Source organism: Pseudanabaenaceae cyanobacterium SKYG29 (assembly GCA_025055675.1).
Lineage (GTDB): Bacteria > Cyanobacteriota > Cyanobacteriia > Pseudanabaenales > Pseudanabaenaceae > M5B4.
On record JANWWT010000001.1, the window covers coordinates 617,932 to 642,707 of the forward strand.

General features: G+C 43.9%; 15 protein-coding genes, 1 tRNA gene and 1 pseudogene. 12 read left to right on the top strand and 5 right to left on the bottom strand.

The genetic code is table 11. From position 1 onward, the window contains the following. Nucleotides 1–129: 129 nt before the first annotated feature. Together NZM01_02965 and NZM01_02970 are read left to right on the top strand one after the other, a co-directional pair. Nucleotides 130–2,424: a class I SAM-dependent methyltransferase gene (locus NZM01_02965; protein MCS6958990.1), complete on the top strand. Its 2,295-nt coding sequence runs from the start codon at nt 130–132 to the stop codon at nt 2,422–2,424. A 9-nt stretch (nt 2,425–2,433) separates the two neighbouring features. Then, entirely contained in the window at nt 2,434–5,136 is a 2,703-nt protein-coding gene (locus tag NZM01_02970) for a tetratricopeptide repeat protein (protein MCS6958991.1), read from the top strand. 8 nt (nt 5,137–5,144) lie between these two features. Here the strand turns inward: NZM01_02970 and NZM01_02975 are convergent. Both NZM01_02975 and NZM01_02980 read right to left on the bottom strand, forming a co-directional pair. Next, nucleotides 5,145–5,372: pseudogene (locus tag NZM01_02975) on the bottom strand (DUF4351 domain-containing protein). A gap of 205 nt (nt 5,373–5,577) precedes the next feature. Beyond that, the gene (locus NZM01_02980; GenBank protein ID MCS6958992.1) at nt 5,578–6,420 is read right to left on the bottom strand and encodes a GIY-YIG nuclease family protein; all 843 of its coding nucleotides are present in this window, start codon (nt 6,418–6,420) and stop codon (nt 5,578–5,580) included. A 171-nt stretch (nt 6,421–6,591) separates the two neighbouring features. Between NZM01_02980 and NZM01_02985 the strand changes: the two genes are divergently transcribed. The 7 genes from NZM01_02985 to NZM01_03015 all read left to right on the top strand — a co-directional run bounded on the left by NZM01_02985 (nt 6,592) and on the right by NZM01_03015 (nt 20,616). Then, nucleotides 6,592–9,348, top strand: a complete 2,757-nt coding sequence (locus NZM01_02985; protein MCS6958993.1) for a DEAD/DEAH box helicase — start codon at nt 6,592–6,594, stop codon at nt 9,346–9,348. Nucleotides 9,349–9,355: 7 nt separating this feature from the next. Beyond that, nucleotides 9,356–9,694, top strand: a complete 339-nt coding sequence (locus NZM01_02990; protein MCS6958994.1) for a nucleotidyltransferase domain-containing protein — start codon at nt 9,356–9,358, stop codon at nt 9,692–9,694. Then, nucleotides 9,691–10,173 (top strand): hypothetical protein, encoded by a 483-nt coding sequence (locus tag NZM01_02995; GenBank protein MCS6958995.1) that lies wholly within the window; start codon nt 9,691–9,693, stop codon nt 10,171–10,173. Before NZM01_02990 ends, NZM01_02995 begins: the two co-directional genes overlap by 4 nt. Continuing rightward, nucleotides 10,170–14,333: an N-6 DNA methylase gene (locus tag NZM01_03000; GenBank protein MCS6958996.1), complete on the top strand. Its 4,164-nt coding sequence runs from the start codon at nt 10,170–10,172 to the stop codon at nt 14,331–14,333. The genes NZM01_02995 and NZM01_03000 overlap by 4 nt, the downstream gene beginning before the upstream one ends. Before the next feature lie 8 nt (nt 14,334–14,341). Then, entirely contained in the window at nt 14,342–14,905 is a 564-nt protein-coding gene (locus tag NZM01_03005; protein MCS6958997.1) for a Uma2 family endonuclease, read from the top strand. Between the two features lie 76 nt (nt 14,906–14,981). Continuing rightward, complete coding sequence (locus tag NZM01_03010) at nt 14,982–20,261, top strand: DEAD/DEAH box helicase (protein ID MCS6958998.1); 5,280 nt, start codon at nt 14,982–14,984, stop codon at nt 20,259–20,261. Nucleotides 20,262–20,397: 136 nt separating this feature from the next. Further along, a complete protein-coding gene (locus tag NZM01_03015) occupies nt 20,398–20,616 on the top strand; it encodes a hypothetical protein (protein MCS6958999.1) in 219 nt (72 codons plus the stop codon). A gap of 77 nt (nt 20,617–20,693) precedes the next feature. Here the strand turns inward: NZM01_03015 and NZM01_03020 are convergent, their stop codons facing one another. Next, complete coding sequence (locus tag NZM01_03020; GenBank protein MCS6959000.1) at nt 20,694–21,767, bottom strand: GTPase domain-containing protein; 1,074 nt, start codon at nt 21,765–21,767, stop codon at nt 20,694–20,696. 69 nt (nt 21,768–21,836) lie between these two features. On the opposite strand from NZM01_03020, the gene NZM01_03025 reads away from it, so the two are divergent. The 3 genes from NZM01_03025 to NZM01_03035 are packed head-to-tail and all read left to right on the top strand — an operon-like array spanning nt 21,837 to nt 23,948. Continuing rightward, a complete protein-coding gene (locus tag NZM01_03025; protein ID MCS6959001.1) occupies nt 21,837–22,481 on the top strand; it encodes a rhomboid family intramembrane serine protease in 645 nt (214 codons plus the stop codon). Continuing rightward, the gene (locus NZM01_03030) at nt 22,478–23,203 is read left to right on the top strand and encodes an ABC transporter ATP-binding protein (GenBank protein ID MCS6959002.1); all 726 of its coding nucleotides are present in this window, start codon (nt 22,478–22,480) and stop codon (nt 23,201–23,203) included. Before NZM01_03025 ends, NZM01_03030 begins: the two co-directional genes overlap by 4 nt. Next, on the top strand, nt 23,196–23,948 hold the full coding sequence (locus NZM01_03035; GenBank protein MCS6959003.1) for a sulfotransferase domain-containing protein: 753 nt from the start codon (nt 23,196–23,198) through the stop codon (nt 23,946–23,948). Before NZM01_03030 ends, NZM01_03035 begins: the two co-directional genes overlap by 8 nt. On the opposite strand, the gene NZM01_03040 is transcribed toward NZM01_03035, so the two are convergent. Next, nucleotides 23,940–24,011 (bottom strand) — tRNA-Gly (locus NZM01_03040). The genes NZM01_03035 and NZM01_03040 overlap by 9 nt on opposite strands. 17 nt (nt 24,012–24,028) lie before the next feature. Beyond that, the gene (locus NZM01_03045; GenBank protein MCS6959004.1) at nt 24,029–24,751 is read right to left on the bottom strand and encodes a creatininase family protein; all 723 of its coding nucleotides are present in this window, start codon (nt 24,749–24,751) and stop codon (nt 24,029–24,031) included. Nucleotides 24,752–24,776 lie beyond the last annotated feature (25 nt).

Here is a 24,776-nt window from a genome sequence, read left to right on the forward strand (position 1 = left end):
AAATTATACCCCCTAGGAGGCTTATTTCAGTCTATCAAATATCTTGTATTTGAGTTGCTTTTTGCTTTCGGTTGCTTCTGCGAAACTACTTTGATAACATGGAGCCAACAAATTTAAGGGGTTGTTCCGATGCTTGTCAGTGTCGTCAGTGCCGTTACTGGTAACTCCCTGTTACGCTATGCGATTGAGAGCGTACAAAATCAGACTTACTCTCGTATTGAACATTTAATTGTCATAGATGGGCAGGAGCGGGAAGCCTCAGTTAGACAAATTTTAGCAAGCATGGATTTATCACGGCACAGGACTCATATCCTCTGTTTACCCTACCCCACTGGCAAGGACAATTACATTTGTCATCGCATCTATGGCATGGCTCCCTTTTTAATCAATGGGGAATATGTTTGCTACCTAGACGAAGATAATTGGTATGACCCCAACCATGTAGAGTCCCTAGTCAGAATAGTAGAAGAAAAAAACTTAGATTGGGCTTATGCTTTGCGCAAGATTGTAGACAGAGATGGCAACTTCTTATGCTTGGATGACTGCGAAAGTTTAGGCAAGTGGGCATGCAGGGAAAATTACCACATGGTCGATACTAATTGCTATTTCCTAAAGAAGGAGATAGCGATCGAGTTTTCTCAGATTTGGTATGCTAAGTTTAGGGAAGTTACAAAAGTTACTGGCAATACCTATGTTGATAATCCAGATATAGCTCTATGTAAAATTCTGTTAGAGAAATATCAAAGAGTTGACACTACAGGTATTTACTCTGTTAACTACCGCTTGGGTAGCAGTTCTAGTTCAGTTCAGCTATCTTTCTTTTGGGAAAATAATCAAAGGAAACAAGAACAGTATCCTTATGGGTTTCCTTGGCGCAGAATAAAGTTAAAGGATATTCCCCTACCACGATCTTTACCCAAACAAGCAAGCGCCGATTGCTACAAGGAGGAATTTTTCCATGAAGTTAAAACAGCAGCACATAGTAGTGCATCTGCAGTCCTTCCTTATCTGTGGCAGTTACTGGATCATAGAGTGCAATCAGTTGTAGATGTGGGGTGTGGTACTGGTTCATGGTTAGCAAAAGTGCAATCTTTGTTTGGCATAACTGATATCTTGGGCATTGATGGAGATTATGTAGAACGGGATAGGTTAGAAATACCTGTTGACAAGTTTCTGAGTCATGATTTAATTGAGCCACTACCTATACAACGCAGGTTCGACCTAGTTATATGTCTAGAAGTAGCGGAACATTTGCCTTACACCTGCGCAGCAACTTTCATCCAGACTTTGACAGAATTGGGTGATGTCATTCTGTTTTCAGCTGCTATTCCTCTGCAACCTGGAACTAATCATATCAATACCCAATTCCCCCACTATTGGTTACAGCTATTTCAGGAGAGGGGCTATAAGTGCATTGATTGCTTACGGGATAAGTTCTGGCAAGATAGCCGTGTAGAATGGTGGTATGCTCAGAATATGTTGCTATTTGTGAAAGAAAATATTCTAACAGAAAATACTAATCTCTTGGCTTTACACCAGATGACTGATTTGAACTGCTTAGTAAGAATTCACCCTCGTAACCTGCCTGCTAAAATTGCCTTTGGACATGATGATACTGTTGAATTAAAGGTAGAAACATCAGCAATAGGAACAGATGACGAGAAATACAAATTGCACAGAGAGTTATTACTTAAGTTTTTTGACAAATCTCCCTACGAAGACTTTCCTTATCTGGACTACAGTTGTGACTTACAAGGCTGGGGTAGCACTGTAACTGTATTTGAGAGATTAATAAGTCAGTTATTGCCCAAGTTGATCATAGAAGTGGGTACGTGGAAAGGAGCCTCTGCTATTCACATGGTTGATATACTAAAGTCACACGGAATTGTTTGTCCTGTACTTTGTGTTGACACCTGGCTTGGCGGCTTAGAAGTAGCAAAAGACAACCCGATTTCCTATCTGGGAGTAACTGTACCAAGACGTTATGGTTATTCTCAGCTCTATTTTCAGTTTCTGGCGAATGTGATGCATAGGCAAGCGCAAAACTATATTGTTCCTATTCCCCTGCATGCTGTAGCGGCATTTAAGTTATTGCTATATTGGCGAGTGTCTGCTGATCTGATCTATGTTGATGCTTCTCACGAAGAAGAGGATGTATATGCAGACTTGTCTAACTACTGGCAGTTGCTCCGATCGGGTGGTGTGCTTCTAGGGGATGATTATCCTGACCCCAGATTCCCTGGAGTATATGCCGCTGTTAATCGCTTTGCTAAGGAGAACAACTTAGAGATACAATCCGAGGGTAATAAGTTTTGGTTTAAGAAACCTGTCAGTGCAGAGGACAAGATTGAGGCTTTGACTAAACGTATCGCTGAATTAGAGTTAAAGCTAAATCCTGATATTGATTTAAGTTATTTTGCCTAGGGAGGGTTTATGGAAGAGGGGCTAAAACTGATTGCGGAACAGCGTTTACCTGAAGCCTTAGTTTTTTTCCAGGGTCTCATTGCTCAGGATGCTAATAATGCAGAGGCGCACAACTATTTGGGTATGGTCTATGCTTTTTTAGGAGAGATGGAAGCAGCCATCAATTCAATCCGACAGGCAGTTGCTCTCAATCCTAACTACGCTGAAGCTCTGACTAATTTGGGGGTATTGTTGGCTATGACCGATCGGAAGGAAGAAGCGATCGAGTACTATCAGCAAGCGTTAGGGATCAACAGGGCATTACCAGAAGTGCACAATAATTTGGGAGTTTTACTGCGGGAAAAAGGAGAAATTGAAGAGGCAGTTAAATGTTTTGAACAGGCATTGAGTTCATATCCTAATTATGTGGATGCTCTCAATGGCTTGGGTCTGTGCTTTTCTAATCTAGGCAAACTAGATGATGCCTGTGAGTATTTACGCCGTGCTTTGACTTTAGACCCCGATCGCTTAGAAACTCATCTCAATTTGGGTCTAGTTTTGCGGGAAAAGAAGGAACTGGATGAGGCGTTGGTGATATTGCAAAAGGCGATCGAGATTGATCCCAACAGTCCAGAAGCTCACAACCATTTGGGATTAGTTTACCGTGATCAAAAGCGCCTACTGAATGCGGAGATAGAATTTCGCCAAGCGATTAGCCTGAATCCTGAATATGCCGAAGCTTATCGCAATTTGGGCGTAGTTCTTTATCGGCAGAGTAAGTTGGAGAACAATCGACAGAAGGAAGAAGAGGCAATCTCTTACTTTGAGAAATGCTTGGCACTTGATCCCGACATGCCTGAAGTGCATAACAACCTGGGAATTGTCCATAGAGACAAGGGGAATTGGGCAAAAGCGAAAGAGAGTTTTCTCAAAGCCTTGGAACTACGCCCTGGCTATCCTCTCGCTTGTAAGAATCTGGCAGAAGTTTACGCTAATGAGAAGGACTACGCTAATGCTATTCGCTACTACTCCCTAGCAGTGGATCAGAATCCCAAAGATGTTGATTCTTTCGTTTGTCTAGCGGGTACCTTACAGAAGGAAGGTAAGTTGGAAGAGGCGGTGACAGTTTGTACTAAAGGCATTGAGCAGAATCCAGAAGCGATCGAGCTGTACAAATTACAAGCTTCTTTCTTTTTGCAGGGTAATCGGGCGGACAAGGCAGTAGAACTGTTGGAAAAAGCAAAAGAGATTAAACCAGAGGATCGGAGTGTTAGGGAACTGCTGGGCGGTGCTTTGATCGGGGAGGGTAAGATTCAGCAGGGACGATCGGAGTGGGAAGCGCTATTACGCCAACCCCAATCTAACTTCAACCTAGAAATTAAGTTGGCGTTTTCTTTACCTATTATTCTAGAATCGATCGAGCAGATTAAATCAGAACGATTACGCTTGGTCAATTCTCTGCGCAGACTGACAGAAAGAGGTGCAATCTTCAATGATCCCCTCACGGAGATTGCTACTTCTAACTTTTATCTTGCCTATCACGGGGAAAATGATCGTTCCATCATGGAAGAGATTGCTCAATTTTTCCTCAAAGCTTGTCCCAAACTAGAGTGGACTGCTCCCCATTGTCGCAGTGTTTCCCTTCCCAAAGAACGCATTCGTCTTGGAATCTGTTCTAAGCTTTTACGTAGTCATACAATTGGTAGGTTATTTGGCACGATTGTGGAATATCTCGATCGGTCTAAGTTTGAAGTGATTTTAATCCGTGTGCCTGATAAGAAAGACGAAACGGCAGAAAGATTGATAGCTACAGCCGATCGCACCATTGAGTTAGATTACAACCTCTGGCAAGACAGAGAAACGATCGGGAATTTGGAGTTGGACATTTTGTTTTATACCGATATTGGGATGGAGCCTTTGACTTACTTTTTAACTTTCTCTCGTCTGGCACCAGTGCAGTGTTTAACTTGGGGGCATCCTTCCACCACAGGCTCGAAAATGATGGATTACTTTATTTCCTCTCGTTTCTTTGAAGTGGACAATGCCCAAGACCATTTCACGGAAAAACTTATCCGCTTCCGTGACCCCAACACCTGTTACAACCGTCCTGCTATACCCCCAGATACAACTAGAGAAGCTTTGGGACTACCTGCAGAAGGAACTCTTTATATCTGTCCTCAAAGTCTGTTTAAGATTCATCCCGAATTTGACCCGATCGTGGCAAATATTTTGCGGGGTGATCCCAACGGCAAGGCAATATTCTTGAGTGGTCTTGCTCCCACCTGGGACATTTTGCTGAGGGAAAGATGGGAAAAGACAATACCTGATGTCCTCGATCGGATTGTTTTTATCAAGGGCTTACCCCACGAGAAGTTTCTGCAATTTTTGCGGTTGGGAGATGTCATGCTCGATCCCGTGCACTTTGGCGGTGGCAACACATCCCTGGAAGCTTTTGCTATGGGTACTCCTGTGGTGACTTTGCCAGGACAGTACACTAAGAGTCGTCTGACTTTAGGTTTTTATCAAAAAATGGAAGTGACTGACTGCATTGCTAGTAGTCCAGAAGAATATGTCCAAATTGCTCTTAAGTTGGGGACAGACCCCAGTTACAATCAGCAAATCAGGCACAAGATCAATGAACGATCGGGTGTACTTTATGACAATCGGGATGTGATTAGAGAATATGAAAAGTTCTTTACCACTGCCCTGACTCTGCACCGTGCTAAAAAATAGAGCATAATCTAAACCCGATCGATCCACTGATACAGTTCATCAACCTTACTAAATTCCAGTAATGCTTCTGCTAGTTCTTCTAAGCGATCGATGGGGAGAGATTTAATCTATTCGGAGCGATCGGGGGCGATGCTACCAAACTTGCGGGAAATAAGTCTCAGCAACAAGTGTGCCCCCCCTTCTTGCCTGCCCTCTTGGTACACCCTAGGTTGCCGTAGATCATCTAATGTAAACATCCTCTCTATCTCCTCGTTCGGCGAGACTCACGAGCCGCCCTGCTCAACCGTGGAAATTTGTACAATAAAATTGCCTTAATAAATTACAGTATAACCTCTGCTTCTGAAAGCGCTCGAATCTCATCACCTCCTCGGCTTTGCAAGTAGTTAAGCGCAACATCCCAAACTCTGGAGAGGTTCATCACTCCAATAAAAGTGCTGTATGTTAGGTATACAAATTTTTCCAAAGTAAAGGAACTGGATCGCTAGTAAAGCATGATAAGCCCGATAGCTCGCAATCTTTACTTTTCTGTAATTCAATAAAAGCCTCTTGAGTAATTGCACGCAGTCGTATACCAGCCAGACTAGCCAATTTAGTCTTTTCTTTGTACTCTTTATATGAGAAAACTGGTTTGATATGAATAACAACACCATTACAAGCAACTTCCCAGCGATTATTAAATGACCGATGCTGTCTTGCTGTTTTGCGTTGTGCCCTACTGCCTGGTCGGAAAGTTTCTCCAGAAAAAGCCGCAAAATCAATAATTTTATAATGCCTAAATCTCAAATTTGTATTTTTATCTTTATTTTGTTTAATCCATGCTTTTATCTTTGCTGTTGTTCCTTTTGAGGAACAGTCAGTCCAATCGTATCTAAGGTGAACACTTGGAGAGCTAGTGGAACTAGGATATTCAATCCCAAAAATAATTAGCCTTCGCGAGAAAGTTTTCAGAAAATCTTTCAATACAATCTCTGCTGGTACAACAGCTTCGGTTTCAACTTCCCTGTTGTTTAGAGGGGGTCTATACTGTTCAATTAAACGCCTTTCTACTTCATCAAGAGTCTTTTCATCACACACTTTCCAAGCAATACGCAAAGGAAACTGCCTATCAAACTTTTGAAATTCAAATAAACGGTGATGATTCCTCCATCTAGAAGAAAGATTTTTAGCTTTCCCCACATAGAGAATTATATTATTTGAATCCATCACAAAATATACAGCTGAGCATGCTGGTAGTTGTTTTCTATTACTTAAATGTAATGAAGGTAGTTCCAAAGGACCAAACATAGTCAGGACTATGACAACAAAAAACTAGCAACTAAGTTTGGATGCTGTATTATAATTGAGTCCAACTGTAGACTACTAGTTTTACTCTGAGGAACTACCTAGAGATGGAACTTCAAATCCCTAAGTCGGCTCTACGTGGTAGCATGACCATAAGCAGAATAACAGTTACCAATGCAGGCACCACAACCAGGCTCGATCGTTTGCAGTGGGGAACGTCTCTGGGTAGTAATGCCCAGTGATAATCCTCAAGTGGTCAAAATACGTCCCCTCAGTGGCACAGATGACGCAAGCACAGGAATTTTTTTGCCCCTGTTGCAAAGGGGTTTAGAATCTCTCACCCCCGCAGGCTTTCCCCCTCCCAGCCCTGACAGTTTGGGTGACTATTCTCAGCTCCAGTTGCTACTGGAAGCAGCTAAACTCACTCTCCGCAGTGGGGCAGGTCCGTTCCGCTCTTTCGGCAATTTGTCGGTACAGCCTCGTCCCTACCAGATTGTACCCCTGCTGATGGCTCTGAGGTTAGAGGTAGTGCGCCTGCTCATTGCTGATGATGTGGGAATTGGCAAGACGATCGAAGCAGGACTAATTGCCAGAGAACTACTCGATCGACGTGAGGTAAACAGAATAGCGGTACTCTGTCCTCCCCATCTGTGTGAGCAGTGGCAAAAGGAATTAGCAGAAAAATTTAATATCATGGCAACAGTGATACGATCGGGCACTGCTAGCAAATTGGAGAGGGAAGCCATTGGTCGACACATTTTTCAGCACTTCAGACACATTGTAGTTAGTCTGGATTACGCTAAAAACGATCGCCATATTAACAGTTTTATTGTTCATTGTCCTGACTTAGTCATAGTAGATGAAGCTCACACCTGTGCTTTGCCTAGTTCTGTGAGTAATACTCAGAAACAACGCTACAATTTGCTACGTAGGGTGGCAGAAGATAGTAACCGTCATCTGATAATGCTTACTGCTACTCCCCACAGTGGTATTCAATCTTCTTTTCAATCTCTGTTAGAGCTACTGCATCCCGAGTTTGGCAGCTATGATTTAGAGCAGCTAACTGAGAGTAAAAGGAAAAAACTAGCAAAACATTTCATACAACGGAGGCGGGCTGATGTAAAACAGTGGTTAGGTAACGAAACGCCCTTTCCAGAGAGAGTTAGTTATGAAAGACCATACAAACTATCAGGAGACTACCTGAAGCTGTTTGAAGATGTGTTTGCCACCGCTGCAGGATTAGTTAAAGACATTACTGATGATATGAGCTATGTTCAGAAACGGGGGAGATATTGGTCAGCTTTAGCTCTCATCCGTTGTGTAATGTCTTCTCCCAGGGCAGCGATTGCTTCTCTCAGCAAAAAGCTGGATTTGACGGAAGAAGACTGTTTGGAAGACCTACTGAGTGGCTACATCTATGACCCTACAGACCGTGAGTACAATCAAGATGACCAACCAGCAATTACTACAGACTATCAGAAGCAAAAATTGCTAGGTTTTCTGCAACGAGCAAAGCAGATTACACCCCAAAAGGACGAAAAATTGCAGGAGTGTATCAGGGTTGTGGAAGAGGTCTTGCAGACAGGTCAAAAACCAATTATTTGGTGTCGTTACATAGCTACCGCAGAATACGTGGCACAACACTTACGCAATAAATTTGGTGGTAGGGAGGGGGTAAATGTAGTTGCTATCACAGGGAATCAAGCGGAAGATGAGCGGGAAATAAAATTGGCGGAACTAACTAAATCAGAACAGCCAATTCTTGTGGCTACTGATTGCTTGAGTGAAGGAGTAAATCTGCAACAGTACTTTTCCGCAGTAGTCCATTATGACTTGCCTTGGAATCCTAATCGGTTGGAGCAGAGGGAAGGAAGAATCGATCGTTATGGACAGCCATCGCCTACTGTTTCCTGTTATTTAATTTATGGGACAAACAATCCAGTAGATGGAGCGGTGCTGAGTGTGTTAGTGCGCAAAGCAGTGCAAATCCATAAAAGTTTAGGTATTACTGTACCAGTTCCTATAGATAGTGCTAGTGTTGCAGAAGCAATTTTTCAGGCACTATTTGAACATGCTGCACCTACACAGTTAAGCTTGTGGGAAGAAAACACTGCTATTAAAGATTTCCATAGAGATTGGGATAGAGCTACTGAACGGGAAAAAATTAGCCGTACTCGCTTTGCTCAACACAGTATTCGCCCTGAAGAAATTGCCCAAGAACTAGCAGAATCCGATCGAATTCTAGGCACGGCTGCTGATGTAGAAAGATTTGTTTGTGTTACTCTATCCCGTTTGCATGCTAGTGCTATCCCCACTACCATAAGTGGTATTCGTTGCTGGCAGTTACCGATCGTACCTAATTGTCTGCGTCCCTTACTAGGAAGTAGTGCTCCTACTTTGTGTTTTAGTCAGCCCTATCCCCCTGGAACGGAGTATGTAGGTCGTACGCACCCGATCGTTACCCATTTAGCTCAGTTTGTGTTAGAAAAAGCGATCTCTAATGATACTGATAGTCCTGGGGCGCGTTGTGGACTGACTGTGACAAGGGCAGTAAATAAACGTACTAATTTATTCGTACTACGCATGAGGTATCTACTCAATCAAACTTTGGCGGAAGAGTGCATAGTAGTAGGGTTTAGGGGTGCAGTAGATGACCCCCAATGGTTACCAGAACAGGAAGCAGAATCGCTATTAAAGACTGCCCAGCCTACAGGTGATCGTCCACCCAACATCAAAAGATATGAAATTAGTAAGTTACTAGAGCAATTAGACAAGTTGTCACCAGAGTTTGAGCGCCTAGCCCGCCAACATGCCCAGAAATTAAGAGAATCTCACGATCGGGTAAGAGCGATTACCAGAGAAAGGTGTACAGTAGTAGAACCACAACTACCACCAGATATACTAGGGGTTTATATTTTTCTGCCAGGTTAGGGAATGTATGTCTAGCACTGAGCTAAGCAAATATCTAGCCAACTACCGCCGAGAGGAGCAAGCACTAGAAGAACTGCGCCAGAAAGGAATAGCCACTGCGAAAGTTTGTGCTGAATACCTCAAGAGTAATTATGGAGTTGATAAAGTAATTTTATTTGGCAGTATGACCAGAAAGATCACTAGAAATTCCGATATTGATCTAGCCGTTAGCAATCTACCTAGTGACAAGTATTTTGAAGCTCTATCCCGAATTTCGCTAATGAGTGATTTTCCTATAGACTTGGTAGAAATAGAAACCGCTAGACCTCTACTCTTAGAAGAGATAAAAAAGGGGTGGGAATTATGAAGGATTTAAGTATTCTGGTCAGTCAAATTGAAGAAGAGCTACAATTATTACAACGGACCATCAGTCGCATTCAATCCCAAGTTAAGAAGGCTAAAACTACTAATGATGAGGACTATTGGCACGCTGTAGCCGCTAATCTAGTGAGTTTCTATACTGGCATGGAAAATATATTTAAGTTGATTGCTAATAACCTCGATAACTACTTGCCACAGGGAGCAGACTGGCATATTCAATTATTACGGCAAATGCAAACAGGCAATAGCTACCGCCCTGCTGTAATTCAATCAGAAACATTGCAGTTAATTAGTGAATATCGATCATTCCGCCATGTATTTATGAACAACTATGCTCTGAATCTAGACAGCACTAAACTAGACCTGCTCGCACAAAAACTACCCGTAACCTATGATCACTTACACAAGGATATGAAAAGTTTTGCAGAGATTATCCTAAAAATAAATGGAGAACTACAGTCATGAATAATTCTCCCATCAAAATTGAAGGTAATCTGATTAGTTTGGAGCTAAATGACCTCAGCACAGCCATCTCCCAAAAAGGCGATGAAATTGCCCTGACATGGTCGATCGCTAAGGCGCAGTGGCAGAAATTTCAGTACTACCGTCAGCATGCTAAAGAAGACGATACAGGTACAAGCATGACCAGGGAGCAATGGGCAATTCCGCTGTTGACTAATCTTGGATTTAACCTCAGCTATCAGCGGCAACCAGAAGTTATTGATAATCTCTCTTTTCCTATTTCCCATCTCAGTATGTCTGCTCCTATCCACATTGTTAGCTATCGTGTGGGATTAGAACAGCGACAGCATAAATTTTCTCCCCATACTCTCCTGCAGGAATACTTAAATCGTAAGGAAGAATATCTGTGGGGTATAGTGACTAATGGTTTACAGTGGCGGTTATTGCGAGATTCTTCTTTAATGACCAGGCTTACCTACATTGAGTTTGATTTAGAGTCAATTCTAGATAATGAAAACTACAGAGATTTTCAATATTTTTATCTGCTGTGCCACAGTTCTGTATTCCCTAGTGATGTTAGCAATCCTCATCAATGTAAGCTAGAGGAGTATCACCAAAAGTCTATTCAGGAAGGACAGAGGGTTAGGGATAGATTAAGGGATGGCGTAGAAAAAGCGATCGTCTGTCTAGCTAATGGTTTTTTACAGTATCCCAGGAATACGCATTTGCAATCTATGGATGCTAGGCAACTTTATCGCTTGCTTTTGCTATTAATTTATAGACTGTTATTTTTAATGACAGCAGAAAGTAGAAATATTTTGCAACTCCAGGATGTGCCCGACGGTCAGCGAGACTCCCGAGCCGAGGAACTGCGGCAAATATATCAGGAATTCTACAGTATAGAAAGATTACGTTGTCTTGCCGATCGTTATATTTCTCCTAGGGAAGGTTACACGGACCTGTGGCAAAAACTCTGTGTTACTTTCGCTCTATTCAATGAGCAGGCACATGGCAGTATGCTGGGATTATCTCCCCTCAACGGTGGTTTGTTTAACTCTCAAGTATTACAAGATTTGGAGACAGCACGTATAGATAACCATGATTTACTAACTGCTATTCGTTACTTATCACTTTATGACCATAACAACCGTAAACAAAGGGTAAATTATGCTGCTATTGATGTAGAAGAGCTAGGTAGTGTTTATGAAAGTTTGTTGGATTTCGCACCTGTTATTGTTTCGTTCGACGAGGCTCCCGAGTCGGAGGTAGGAGGCAAAAAAGAGTTTAGATTTATTCATGGTACGGAGCGTAAAAGTACAGGTAGTTACTATACTCCGTCAGCTTTGGTAGCTCAGGTAATTAAACACACCTTAGAACCGATCGTGCAAAGTATATTAGCCAGTGAGGAATCTGGGATAGACTTAGGGAACAGCAGAGGGTTACGGGCGGAAATCTCCCAGAGAGTATCTACACTTTCTGAGAGTAGCTCAGGGATGACTGAAGGAGTTGGAAACACACCTGATTCTAGCAATGGGAGTGGAACTAGCCCAATCACAAGCGATCGCTCCCCTTCTCAAACAGAGCGAAATAGTAGGGAAGATGCTACGCGCACTCATCAGAGCAATACAAGCGAAATTAGACCAGCGTCACTAAAGGATACTCCCCACTCCCACAAGATACAAAAGCTGTTGTCTCTCAAAATTTGCGATCCTGCCTGTGGCTCAGGACATTTTTTGTTAGCTGCTGCTCGCTACTTGGGTAAGGAAATTGCTAAGTTGGAAACAGGGGAGGATGAACCAAATCCCTTAATCTTACGGCGTGCTACCCGATCGGTAATTCAACACTGTATTTATGGGGTCGATATAAATCCCTTAGCTGTTGATTTGTGTAAAGTTGCTCTTTGGATTGAGGGATTTTGCGGCGGCGTTCCTCTCAACTTTCTGGATCATAGAATTAAGTGCGGTAATTCTCTAGTAGGTGTATTTGATTTAGAAGTTCTTAAGGAAGGTATTCCTGACTCTGCTTACGAAGCTGTTACAGGTGATGATAAGAGTGTAGTAAAATCAATTAAAAAAGATAATAAAAATGAGCGAACTGGTCAGCTTTCTCTGCTAGAGACGTGGGATTACACAGAAGACCGATCGGAATTTGCTAGAGAATGGCAAGAACTAGGAGAAATTCCCGAAGAAACTGCCGAGGCAGTGCAACACAAACAAAAGTATTATCAGACCATTCGCAATTCGGATAAATGGTGTAAAGATCGGGCAGCTTGTAATTTGTGGACAGCAGCATTTTTCACACCGCTTACATCAGAAAATAGACATTTAGTGCCTACTACCAAATCTATAGCTAGGGTTTTAGGAAGTATAAACAGCCACGACAATCCCCACTCCCCAATTACCCAAAATGCCGACAGGCTTGCCGAAGAACTCAAATTCTTTCACTGGGCATTAGAATTTCCTGAAGTGTTTGAGCAGGGGGGCTTTGATTGCGTCATAGGTAACCCACCTTGGGAAAGAATTAAACTGCAAGAGAAAGAATTTTTTGCTTCTAGGGATATAGAAATCGCTGAGGCACAAAATAAAGCAGAAAGAGAAAAATTGATTAAAACTCTACCAGAAAGAAAACCACAATTGGCGAAAGAATGGGAGAATGCTAAACGGATTGCTGAGAATCAAAGTATTTTTATTCGGGGTTCAGAACGATTCCCTTTAACCTCTAGGGGAGACATTAACACCTATGCCGTATTTTCTGAACTTGCCCGCAATTTGATTAACCCTCACGGTAGAGCAGGACTGATTGTACCTACAGGCATTGCCACTGACGATACTTGTAAATTCTTCTTTGGTAATCTTATCCAGCACAGCCACCTAGTTTGTTTGTTCGATTTTGAGAATAGAGAAATTTTTCCTGCTGTTCACCGTAGCTATAAGTTTTCAATTCTAGTAACTTCTAAATCTATTTCTCTTGGCTGTTTTGCCTTCTTTCTCACTCAGCCGCAACAAATAGAGGCACCAAACCGCACTTTTACTCTTTCTGCTAAAGATATTGCCCTAATGAATCCCAATACTCTGACCTGTCCTGTTTTCCGTACCAAACAAGATGCGGAACTCACCAAAAAAATCTATCAGCGAGTACCTGTCTTAGAAAATGAACGGACGGGCGAAAATCCATGGGGTATTTCTTTTATGACAATGTTTCATATGTCCAATGATAGTCATTTGTTTTTTGGGCGTAAAGAAAACGACTCCCTACTCCCCCTCTATGAAGCTAAACTGTTCCATCAGTACGACCATCGCTGGGCAACTTACATCAATAACACAGATACCCGTGATCTCACAGAGGCAGAAAAACAAGACCCCAACTACACCATCACGCCCCGCTACTGGGTAAGTCGCACCGAAGTAGAAAACCGCCTCGCTGGCAAATGGAATAAACAATGGTTGATAGGTTATAGGCGAATCAGTAACACAACTAACGAAAGAACTTTTATCTCTTGTATGTTACCGAAAGCTGGATTTGGAGACAATGTATTCTTAATTTTACCTAGTATAGACAATAATATTCTAGTCAGTTGCTTTTATGGATGTCTCAATAGTCTTCCTCTAGATTTCATTGCTAGGCAAAAAATGGGTGGAACTAACCTCAATTTCTTCATTGTCAAGCAACTTCCTGTACTTCCCCCCACAGCATACACCTCTACTGATATAGAATGCATTGTTCCCCGTGTTTTTGAGTTGGTCTATACCGCCTATGACCTCAAGCCTTTTGCTGATGACCTGTGGCGTTCTGTTCAATCGGAGCCAAAACTAGTGCAAGCTCTTTTGCAGCAATGGTCAATGAATCATGCTACTACTATTGAGCTATCTCCATCAGAGCAGGAATTCCCTTTACCCCCCTTCCGTTGGGACACTGAACGGCGTGCTCTGCTCCGTGCTGAACTGGATGCTTACTATGCCTATCTCTACGGTCTCACCCGTGATGAATTGCGCTACATTCTCGACCCTGCTGATGTTTATGGGGCAGATTTTCCCAGCGAAACTTTTAGAGTCCTCAAAGAAAAGGAAATTAAACAATATGGTGAATACCGCACTCGTTGCCTAGTCCTTGAAGCATGGGATAGAATGAACCTCAGCAAACACCAATCTGTAATCGCCAATTAGTTGCTCATATGATTGCAACTCCCAAATATAACTTTATGACGGCAGCAGAGTATCTAGCATGGGAGAAACTGCAAGAGATTCGCTATGAGTATTTAGAGGGACAGGTATATGCTATGACGGGGGGCACAATACCCCATAACGATATTACCCTCAACTTAGCTACTGCTCTAAAAACTTTTCTCAAGGGTACAAACTGCAAAGTGCAAATGTCTGATGTCAAGGTGATTCTTTCTGAGCAAGGACCTTATTTTTACCCTGATGTGGTAGTGAGTTGTGATGAACAAGATCGCCAAGCTAAAGATGGCATTAGGTCACCCAAATTAATTGTTGAGGTTTTATCTCCTAGTACCTTAGGTTTTGACTATGGGCACAAATTTCGGTACTATCGCCGTTTGCCCAGCTTGCTAGAATATGTGTTAATTGATTCCGAAAGTATAAATGTTGATTGTTACCGTAGAATTGATAGGCAATGGCAACTAACCAACTACCCAGAAAGTGGAGAATTATTACATTTTGTTAGTATTGATTGGCAGTATTCCCTATCCCTACTCTATGAAAATGTAAAGTTATAGTCATACATTAACATTGACAAATTAGCCCCGATCGCTTATATCTAAAATACAAGAACTGGGCAGAAGTATATTGACGATGCAAATCCTCAAGCTCTCAGAAATTCTCAACTATCCCCCCAGTGCAGTTAGTGCGATCGGTACCTTAATCCAGAACCGACTTTGCCAGATTGATGCCACAGGAGTAGAGAGAATTCCCGCAGATGTACTTGCCCTACTTTTCCCGTCATCCCTTTCCGTTGCAGACATTGAATTACTCTTCCTTCCCGCCACAATCAGCCCTACCCTTAGGGAGCAACTGCAACCCCTAGATACCCAGGCTTCTGCACCCTCTGCCCCTTCCCCCAAGCTAGATATTTTTGAACTACGTCAAGCAGTAATTGATAACTATGCTAGTTACATTAAAAGTTTCCTCAAAATTAGAGACAGCAGACTAAAAGAGTTTGTAGAAGCAGAGATAGATAAAGGTTTTCTCTGGTCACCGCCCCTCATACAACTAAATCCTGCCTATAAAAGAGGTCGTACAGTTTCCCAACTAGTTAGAGATGGTGTACTCCATGCAGATTGCGATCGGTATTTTCGCAGTAAATACAGCCAGCCTTTCCATTTTTACGAACATCAAGAAAAAGCATTTCTCCTAGCCCAAAAACATCAGCACTTTGTTGTGACTACTGGTACCGGCTCTGGTAAAAGCTTGACCTACATTGTTCCTATTATTGATGACCTATCTCGCAATCGTGACTTAAGAGGGGTAAGGGCAATTTTAGTCTATCCCATGAATGCCCTAATTAATTCACAACTAGAAGAAATTAAAAAATTCTTGAGCAATGTACCTGATAGTCACATCACTGTTGCCCGCTATACAGGACAGGAAAGCCTGGCAGAAAAGAATAGACTTCAAAATGAGCCTCCCCATATTCTGCTGACTAACTATGTGATGCTGGAGTTGATGCTCTCCCGTGTACATGAGCACAGGCTGGTAACTAGTCCCCATCTTAAATTTCTAATCCTAGATGAATTGCACACTTACAGAGGCAGACAAGGTGCAGATGTAGCTCTGTTAGTGCGCAAGTTACGCCATCGCAGTAAACAAAACCTGATCTGTATTGGGACTAGTGCCACTATGGCTAGTGAAGGAACGATCGAGGAAAGAAGAAAAGTTGTAGCAGAAGTGGCAAGTAAATTGTTTGGTGTAGAAGTGCCTGTTAGTAATGTCATAGATGAAACTCTGGTTAAATCAATAAATAGGCCTTCTCCGTCCCAAACAGAGTTAGTTACTGCTGTTACTGATTGCGCAAAAGAGGTGCCATCCCAAGACTTAGACACTTACAAAAGGCATCCCCTAGTGGCATGGATGGAAGAAAATATTGGACTAGAAACGATCGGGGGTAAGTTTATCCGTCGCAAGCCCACTACCTTAGAAATGAGTGCAAAAATACTGGCAGAACAAACAGGATTAGATATATCTACTTGTGAGTCAGCCTTGCAAAACGTTCTCCTGTGGGGTAGTAAGGTGGGGGGTCTAGCTTTTCGGGTTCATCAGTTTATTTCCCAGGGCGGTAGTGTCTATGCTACCCTCGAACCTCCCGATCGGCGGGAACTAACCCTAGAAGGAAAATATCGGACTACGAACGATCGATTGCTTTTCCCCCTGGTGTTTTGTCGGGAATGTGGACAGGAATACTATATGGTGCGGCGAGAAGGTAACGAATGCATCAAGCCTCTATCCGCTGAAGCACTGACAGAGGAAGAAATGACTAGGGATGACGTTATTGATGGTTACATTGCCCTCGATCGTCCTCATTTATGGACAGAGGAAGATGAGGAACAATTACCAGACAATTGGTTTACGCAAAGCAAAAAAGGCCAGCACATTCCTGAAGATATATGGGTAACGCCAGATGGTAAAATTACTCGCCCCTACAGTAGCGATGCTGTGAAGTGTTGGTTTATTGCTAAGCCATTTCTGCTCTGTCTGGAATGTGGGGTTGTCTATGACAAACGTACGGGAGAATTCAGCAAGTTAGCACGCCTTAGTAGCGAGGGACGCAGTACTGCCACTACTCTTATTTCTCTTACAGCCATCCGTCAACTCAAAGAACAGACAAAAGCGGGCATACTCCAGCCAGAGGGAGCCAAAATTCTCAGTTTTACTGATAACCGCCAGGATGCTTCTCTCCAAGCAGGACATTTTAATGATTTCGTCATGACATTTAGATTGCGGGCAGCGCTCCGATCGGCTCTAGCCAAACACGGAGTCCTTAGGCATGAAAACATTGTCAATAAAGTAGTAGACGAATTACAGCTACAGCAGGAAGATTATGCTATCACGCCCGCTGAAGGAATAGGAGCAAAGAGAAACCAAGAAGCCCTGCATCACTACATAGAATACCTGCTCTACGAAGACTTGCGCAGAGGTTGGCGCATAGTACAACCCAACTTGGAACAAGCAGGACTGCTAAGGGTGGAATACGAAGGCTTAATGGAAATGTGTGCCAATTCTGACTGCTGGGTTAAATACGAACATCCAGTCCTCCTCAAGGCTACTACTGAGCAAAGATACAGAGTATGTTGCATCTTCCTCGATCGGTTACGTCGTCAGCTAGTGATAGATGCAGCAAACATGCAAGAGCAACAGATTGAGGAGCTAAAACGAAAGGTAAATCAGGCACTTAAAGAGCCTTGGTGCTTTGATGAAAACACTGAACTCCGATCGGCAGGATGGGCAGCTTTAACGCCAGATAAAAGTAAAAATGTAACAATAAAGTTGAGTGCGCGTAGTCGTTTGGGGTTGTTTTTACGATCGGCTAGGGCATGGAATTGGCTGGAGGAGCGACTGCCTGAAGATGATTACAACCGCCTGATACAAAAACTAATTCAAGCTCTCATTAAGTATGGATACCTGCGTCCTCATCCCCATAATTCTTGGCAGGTACAACTGAAAGTAAACACTCTCCTTTGGCGTGGTCAAGAAGTCAGTGAGATTGAGCCCGATCCTTTGAACGCTAAATACCTGGATAGCGATCGGGAGCGAAACATTCTTGTTAATTCCTTCTTCCAAAACTTCTATAAGACCAATCCTACAGAAATAGCAACAGTGCAGGGCAGAGAGCACACAGGACAGGTCAGCACAGAACAGCGACAGCAAAGGGAAGAGTCATTCCGCAAGGGACATTTGTCTGCTCTCTTTTGTTCCCCCACGATGGAGTTAGGCATTGACATTGCTGACCTCAGTGTTGTGCACATGCGCAATGTACCCCCCAACCCAGCCAACTATGCTCAACGGAGTGGTAGAGCGGGTCGAGGTGGTCAAGGAGCACTAGTAGTTACCTACGCTGCTGCCCTCAGTAACCATGATCAATACTTCTACCGTCGCCAAATCGATATGGTGTTTGGAGCAGTATCTCCGCCCCAGCTGGATTTAAGCAACCCTGACCTAATTATTAGTCATATCCACTCTGTCTGGCTAGCTTACACAGGGGTGTCTCTAGGGGAGAGCATGGCACAGTTACTTGATTTACAAGACCCTGATTTGCCCATCAGACAAGAAATTTGGTTAAAGCTACACCTATCGGAATCAGAACAAAGAAAATGTCTGGCAGAATTGGTGTCCATTTTTCAAGACCAGTTTGCCCAACAGGACTTAAAGCGGCACAAGTTTTTCAACGAACAGTGGCTCAGTCATGTCCTAGCTAACTCCCCCAATCAGTTGCATATTGCTTGCGATCGGTGGCGTGAGTTGTATAAAACAGCGATCATGCAAAGAGATGCCGCCAGAAAACTGATTGACCAGGTTGGTATTTCCCCGCAGGAGCGTAGAGATGCTGAATTACAGGAGAAAGAGGCTATTACTCAAATTCGACGACTGACTGGAGAGGTGGAGGGTAACAAGTCAGACCTAGAGTTCTACCCCTACCGTTATTTAGCAGAGGAAGGCTTCCTACCTGGGTTCAATTTCCCCCGTATTCCCGTGCGGGCTTGTCTTAAATCCCGTGATCAATCTGAGTTTATCAATCGGGGGAAAGTAGTAGCTATCACGGAATTTGCTCCTGATAACATCATTTACCACGAAGGTAAACGTTACAAGGTATCTCGTATCCGCCTGCCTTTAGACGGAGTAGAAAAAGCCTACCAAAGAATGGCTGTTTGTCCTAACTGTGGTTATTTCCATGTCCGAGAAGAGTACGATCGTGATACTTGTATCAACTGTGGGGGGGCACTAAGCCAAACGAGCAGCGAATACGAAACTAAATTACTCAGGGTTTTAACAATGACTGCTGTAGAAGCAAAGTCACGGGAGCGGGTCACCTGTGATGAGGAGGAAAGAGCACGGCAAGGCTACTACACCACTACTCACTATCGCTATGGTCAGGAGAGGAAAGTAGGGCTTGTTCTCAACTCTGGGGGCAAGGAGCTGTTGAGATTGGAGTTTGCCCCTGCTGCCCAAATAATGAGGGTTAACCATGGAGCAAGGAGGTCAAGGGAGCGAGGATTTAGGATTGACTCCCAAACAGGTGAGGTCTGCACCCAGGAGTCAAAAGCTAGGGCAACGATGCACACGGGTGTCTACTTGGCTGTGGAAGAAACTTCTAACCTCATGCTGTGCCAGCCCCTACAACTTCCTAAGAAAGAGTCTAATAAGTTTGTTACAACCTTGCAGTACGCTCTGGAAAGAGCCATACAAAACTATTACAAGTTGGAGTTAGGAGAACTGAGTTCAGAGTTAGTTGGCAGTGGCAACTATGTGTTGTTTTGGGAGGCGGCAGAGGGTGGAGCAGGTGTATTAGCTCAGCTTATGGATGATTCTCTCAGTATCAGCAAGATTGCCCAGTCCGCTCTAGAAATTTGCCACTTTGTTGATACCAAAGACATTAAAGATAGCTGTACCTATGCCTGCTACGAATGTTTACTCTCTTACAATAACCAACTGGCTCATCATCTCATCAATCGACACTTGGTGCGGGATTTTCTCCAGGAGTTGATTAAATCTCATATCCAACTAGTTGCTGATGAAAGTCCTACCGATCGGGAGAAGCACTTTCAAGCCCTGTTACAACAGACCCATCCTGATTCCGAGTTGGAAAGACAAGTTTTGAGGTATATCTACGATCGGGGGTATCCACTACCAGATTATTGTCAAAAACTTATTCCAGGTGCCTACGTTACGCCTGACTTTTTGTACGAACAAGAAAGACTCTGCATTTTCTGCGATGGAGCGATTCATGACATGCCAGATCAGACAGAGAAAGATAAGCGAGATCAACTTAAGCTAGAAGAGGATGGATACACAGTTATCAGACTGCGGTACGATCGGGATTGGCAAACGGTGCTGGACAACTTGTTTGGTCAAGGGGTGTGACAAGAGACTAGCTAAAACTGCAAGAAGGATGTAAGACAAGACTAGAGTGTAAGTTGTAAACAAGACTGCAAATTTGCTAGATCGATTTAGATGTATACACAGGGGAACTAGAGGAATAACATCCTCATGCTTAGTCATGGCTGTCAGACAAGGTAGAAGGCAGCTCCTAGCGCCGAATTGGGGCATCATTACCAATGGTACCCATATCCAATTATTCAGGAAGCACAGCAAAGTTGTTTTCCCCGCAACAGTCTGCTTGGAATTGACGACAGAAAACGTAGATAAAGTAGTATCTTTGATCAAAGATAAGATGGATAATACTCCTCGTGCTCTGACTGTCGTAGTTTACCAATAAGACTGTAACAGAGTTAAGAAATTTAGCCAAAGCCAGGGGCATTGCTGATGTTAGCAGGATGAAAAAAGAGGAGTTAATCAAGTTGCTGCAACAGACTGATTAGTTAGGATGTCCTCGATCGTTTTTGTCCAATAACTGGGTAATTCTGGTTCTAGGTAGGCAGAGAGGTTAGAGCGAATAGTTTCCCACAGCTGGGGAGTCAGGGGTTGCTGAGATGACCAGGCTTGGATTGCTCCTACCAACAGAGCTAAACTGTCGAGAACAGCCAGGCGTAACCGATCGGTGTTAAGCAGAAAGTGGTTATCCTCTGCCAGCCAGTACCAGCCCCTTGAGGGCAATATTTGGAGGAGTTGGTGGGTTTCCTGTCCAGCCAGAGAGCGCCCATAGTAGAGCTGATGGAGTTCTCCTAGAGCAATTGCCAGTAAGCCAGGGATAAAAGGACTGCGGCGGCTCGTGCTACCAGATTCGGCAATCGATCGGATAGTGGGTGTGACGATACCAACTAGGGTAGACAGGGAAACCTGCTTACGTTTTTGCCGTTCCTGCCAGCGACTGCCTAGCAATTTCTCTAGTTCTGCCTTGAGGTCTTCTATACCCCGCAGGTCTAGCTGTACTGACAAGTCCAACTCAGGGTCAAAGCCAAAGGTACAGGTAGGGAAAATCCGCTCAATCCCCAGCGCCTGCCGCCATTGCTCCATGACCCGATCGAGGACAAAGGGTTGCCATTTGTCGTACTGATCAATTTTGTTGAGGACGACCACTACTCTAGGACATAACTCCCGTAGGCGATCGAGATGTTGTCGTTGCCGCCCGTCCGCCGAACCCGCTACTACAAAAATACCAACATCAATAGGGGGCAGTTGCCAATCAGAGTTGTGGAGATAATCCAAGCCAGGGGTATCAATCAGACAGAGATAGGGATTGAGTTGCCAGCGTTCCAGGGTTTGGGTCACGCCCGATTCCGCCCGCACCTTGAAAGGGGAGTTTTTGCGTGCCTTGCCCAGCAGAGCATTGAGTAAAGAACTTTTACCCGTGCTCACCTTGCCCATGACCAGGAGATGGAGGGGTAGCACTCGGTCGGCAAGGCTCTCGATTCGACCGTTGTTAGTCAATTCATGCCCAGGGGAGAAAAATTGTGGCAAGTCGTTCATTCCTCACATTATAGCGCCCTATTCAGGAAATAATATTAAGATAACCCGATCGGAGCTGCTAGTTGCGCCATGCTTCCCCTTTATGATGACAATCCCACCCGCACGACCCCCATCGTAGTCTATACTCTGGTTATTTGCAACGTGGCAATCTTTTTGTATCAGGTTTTTAACCTCAGCAATCAAGTTTTAGCTAGTATGTTTTTTGATACTTGGGCGGTGGTACCAAAACAACTATTTAGCGCCCCTAACCGCGAATATTTTACTCTAATTAGTTATCAATTTTTGCATGGGGGATGGGGTCATATTATCGGCAATATGTGGTATCTGTGGATTTTTGGCAACAATGTGGAAGACTATTTAGGCAAATTCAGGTTTATATTTTTCTATTTAGCCTGTGGCGTGGTTGCGGCAGTAGTACAGTCCATTTTCTCTGCTAATGTCAACGTGCCGTTAGTGGGGGCAAGTGGTTCCGTATCAGGAGTGATGGGGGCGTACATTACCAAATACCCTCGTGCTATAGTATTTACTCTTATTCCCCCTATTTTTATTGTTCCTTTACCTGCTGTAATTTTGCTAGGCTTTTGGATATTGGGACAGACAGTCTATGCCTTCACTGCGCTGCATTCTAATGTGGCATTTATTGCCCATGTCGCTGGCTTTGTTGCAGGGATGGTATTGGTAAGAACGTTCAGTGATGAGGGTGATGAAGCATGAATGATGCCTTACTCCTTACCGTCAACAATTTGTATGGCGGCTATGTACCAGAAGTGGATATATTACAGGGGGTTTCCCTTTTTGTGCAACCAGGGGAATTAGTGACAATTATTGGTGCTAACGGTGCTGGTAAATCCACATTGGCAAGGGCAATATTTGGCTTGATGCGTGTCAGTCAGGGGGAGATTACATTTGATGGCAGACCGATCGTGGGCTTACCCCCTGAACAATTGGTGCGATTAGGGATGGGTTATGTGCCACAGGTTGCCAATGTTTTCCCCTCTTTAACTATCAATGAAAATTTAGAGATGGGAGCATTTACTAGCAAGCAGGATACAAGGGCAAAGAAGGAAGAAATTTACAGTATATTCCCTACTTTGGCGCGCAAACAAAGGCAAAAGGCGGGTACTCTTTCAGGGGGTGAGCGACAGATGTTAGCAATGGGACGGGCACTGATGGTATCCCCCAAACTGCTAATCCTAGATGAACCTTCTGCCGCTTTGTCCCCAATTTTGGTCAAGGAGATTTTTCAGTTAATCTTGCGCATTAAGGAACAGGGTACAGCAATTTTACTAGTAGAACAAAATGCCCGCCAGGCGCTAGCGATTGCCGATCGGGGGTATGTAATGGATAGTGGCAAAGTTGCGTTTACTGATACGGGCAAGGCTCTGTTAGATAATCCCAAAGTGGTGGAACTCTATCTCGGTTTTAGTGATGACTAAGGTAAATTTCTTGATTGTCGGCACCCAAAAGGGAGGTACAACAGCTCTAGCTAAATTTCTCAGCCAACATCCTGATATTTGTCTAGCTCCTGTCAAGGAAGTGCATTTCTTTGACTACGATCGCCATTACCATTTAGGCATAGATTACTACCACAGTTTTTTCCCTAACTACAGGGGGCAAAAGTTAATCGGGGAAGCAACACCAATTTATATGTATTTACCCCACATTGCCCCTCGCATTGCTGAATATAATCCCCAGATGAAATTAATTGTTTTGCTGCGAAATCCCATCGATCGGGCCTATTCCCACTACCAAATGGAGTTACAAAGACAGTGGGAAATTTTGCCTTTTGCCGTTGCAATTGCCCTAGAGCCGCTGCGGCTGTCATTACCGCAAAATTTGGACGCAGAAAAAACAGCTAAACGGGTATGTTCCTATTGCCATCGCGGTTTTTATACTGCCCAATTACGGAATTTATATCGCTATTTCCCCAGGGAGCAGGTGTTAGTTTTGTTGCAGGAGGATTTAGCTAACGACCACTCAAGTACCCTAGAAAAAGTCTACGCCTTCTTAGGTGTGGAAAGTCCTCCCCAACTGCCCCCACCAGACCGAGTTTTAGTCGGCAATTATCAGCCCCTCTCCCCCTGGCTGCGCCAAATTCTCAAACAGTATTTTAGAAGGGAGATAGAAAATTTACAGCGCTTACTCGATCGGGACTTAAGCCATTGGCTCAAGAGCGGGTGATGGGACTCGAACCCACGACATTCAGCTTGGGAAGCTGACGTTCTACCACTGAACTACACCCGCAGTAGTCCCCTATTGTACTACACTTCCGCTAAAAATTTGTCGTACTGCTCGCCAATCTCCTTGACTGCCACTTCAAAGAAGCGTTTGCCGTGTTCTACAGTCGCCAGGGAGGGGTCAGACCCCATACGTCCATCGGGATAGCGTTGGCGAAAGTCCTGGGGGCTATAGATTTTCACACCCACGTTAGGCAGGGGAGCCAGCTCTGCCTGTTTGATGGCTTCAGGGTAGGCATACATAGTGAGAGCAATTTCGCTGGGCGTGGCGTGGAAACCTTCCCGATCGCCGTAGAGTTCCTTTGCCAGTTTGCTGACCTCGGGACCAACCCACCAATTGGCAATCTGACAGCGGATGTGGGGTAAGTCACTGTAGAGTTCACAAAAGGCAGTACGCATAATGTTAATATTGCCGCCATGCCCATTGATAAAGAAAAAGCGCGTAAAGCCATGTCTTGCCAGGGAGGTGATATAATCCCGCAACACCAGAATTAACGTGGTAGGACGTAGACTAATTGTGCCTGGAAAAGCTGTGTGGTGCTCCGCCATCCCGATCGTGATAGTAGAACCCACCATGACATCCCGTTGAGCACTGATGCCTTTAGCGATCGTTTCCGCACAGATAAAATCCGTACCAATTAAGCCCGTTGGACCGTGTTGTTCTGTGGAACCAATGGGAATGATGATACCCTGAGACCGCTGCAGGTAAGCTTCAACTTCTTGCCAAGTGGAAAGATATAGGAGCATAGACACAGTTGCTAGAGTCAGGGGA

Bases quoted from the DNA above. Each gene is read 5' to 3' on its own strand.
- NZM01_02965 (MCS6958990.1), top strand. From the start codon at position 130: ATGCTTGTCAGTGTCGTCAGTGCCGTTACTGGTAACTCCCTGTTACGC.
- NZM01_02970 (MCS6958991.1), top strand. From the start codon at position 2,434: ATGGAAGAGGGGCTAAAACTGATTGCGGAACAGCGTTTACCTGAAGCC.
- NZM01_02980 (MCS6958992.1), bottom strand. From the start codon at position 6,420: ATGTTTGGTCCTTTGGAACTACCTTCATTACATTTAAGTAATAGAAAA.
- NZM01_02985 (MCS6958993.1), top strand. From the start codon at position 6,592: ATGCAGGCACCACAACCAGGCTCGATCGTTTGCAGTGGGGAACGTCTC.
- NZM01_02990 (MCS6958994.1), top strand. From the start codon at position 9,356: ATGTCTAGCACTGAGCTAAGCAAATATCTAGCCAACTACCGCCGAGAG.
- NZM01_02995 (MCS6958995.1), top strand. From the start codon at position 9,691: ATGAAGGATTTAAGTATTCTGGTCAGTCAAATTGAAGAAGAGCTACAA.
- NZM01_03000 (MCS6958996.1), top strand. From the start codon at position 10,170: ATGAATAATTCTCCCATCAAAATTGAAGGTAATCTGATTAGTTTGGAG.
- NZM01_03005 (MCS6958997.1), top strand. From the start codon at position 14,342: ATGATTGCAACTCCCAAATATAACTTTATGACGGCAGCAGAGTATCTA.
- NZM01_03010 (MCS6958998.1), top strand. From the start codon at position 14,982: ATGCAAATCCTCAAGCTCTCAGAAATTCTCAACTATCCCCCCAGTGCA.
- NZM01_03015 (MCS6958999.1), top strand. From the start codon at position 20,398: ATGGCTGTCAGACAAGGTAGAAGGCAGCTCCTAGCGCCGAATTGGGGC.
- NZM01_03020 (MCS6959000.1), bottom strand. From the start codon at position 21,767: ATGAACGACTTGCCACAATTTTTCTCCCCTGGGCATGAATTGACTAAC.
- NZM01_03025 (MCS6959001.1), top strand. From the start codon at position 21,837: ATGCTTCCCCTTTATGATGACAATCCCACCCGCACGACCCCCATCGTA.
- NZM01_03030 (MCS6959002.1), top strand. From the start codon at position 22,478: ATGAATGATGCCTTACTCCTTACCGTCAACAATTTGTATGGCGGCTAT.
- NZM01_03035 (MCS6959003.1), top strand. From the start codon at position 23,196: ATGACTAAGGTAAATTTCTTGATTGTCGGCACCCAAAAGGGAGGTACA.
- NZM01_03045 (MCS6959004.1), bottom strand. From the start codon at position 24,751: ATGCTCCTATATCTTTCCACTTGGCAAGAAGTTGAAGCTTACCTGCAG.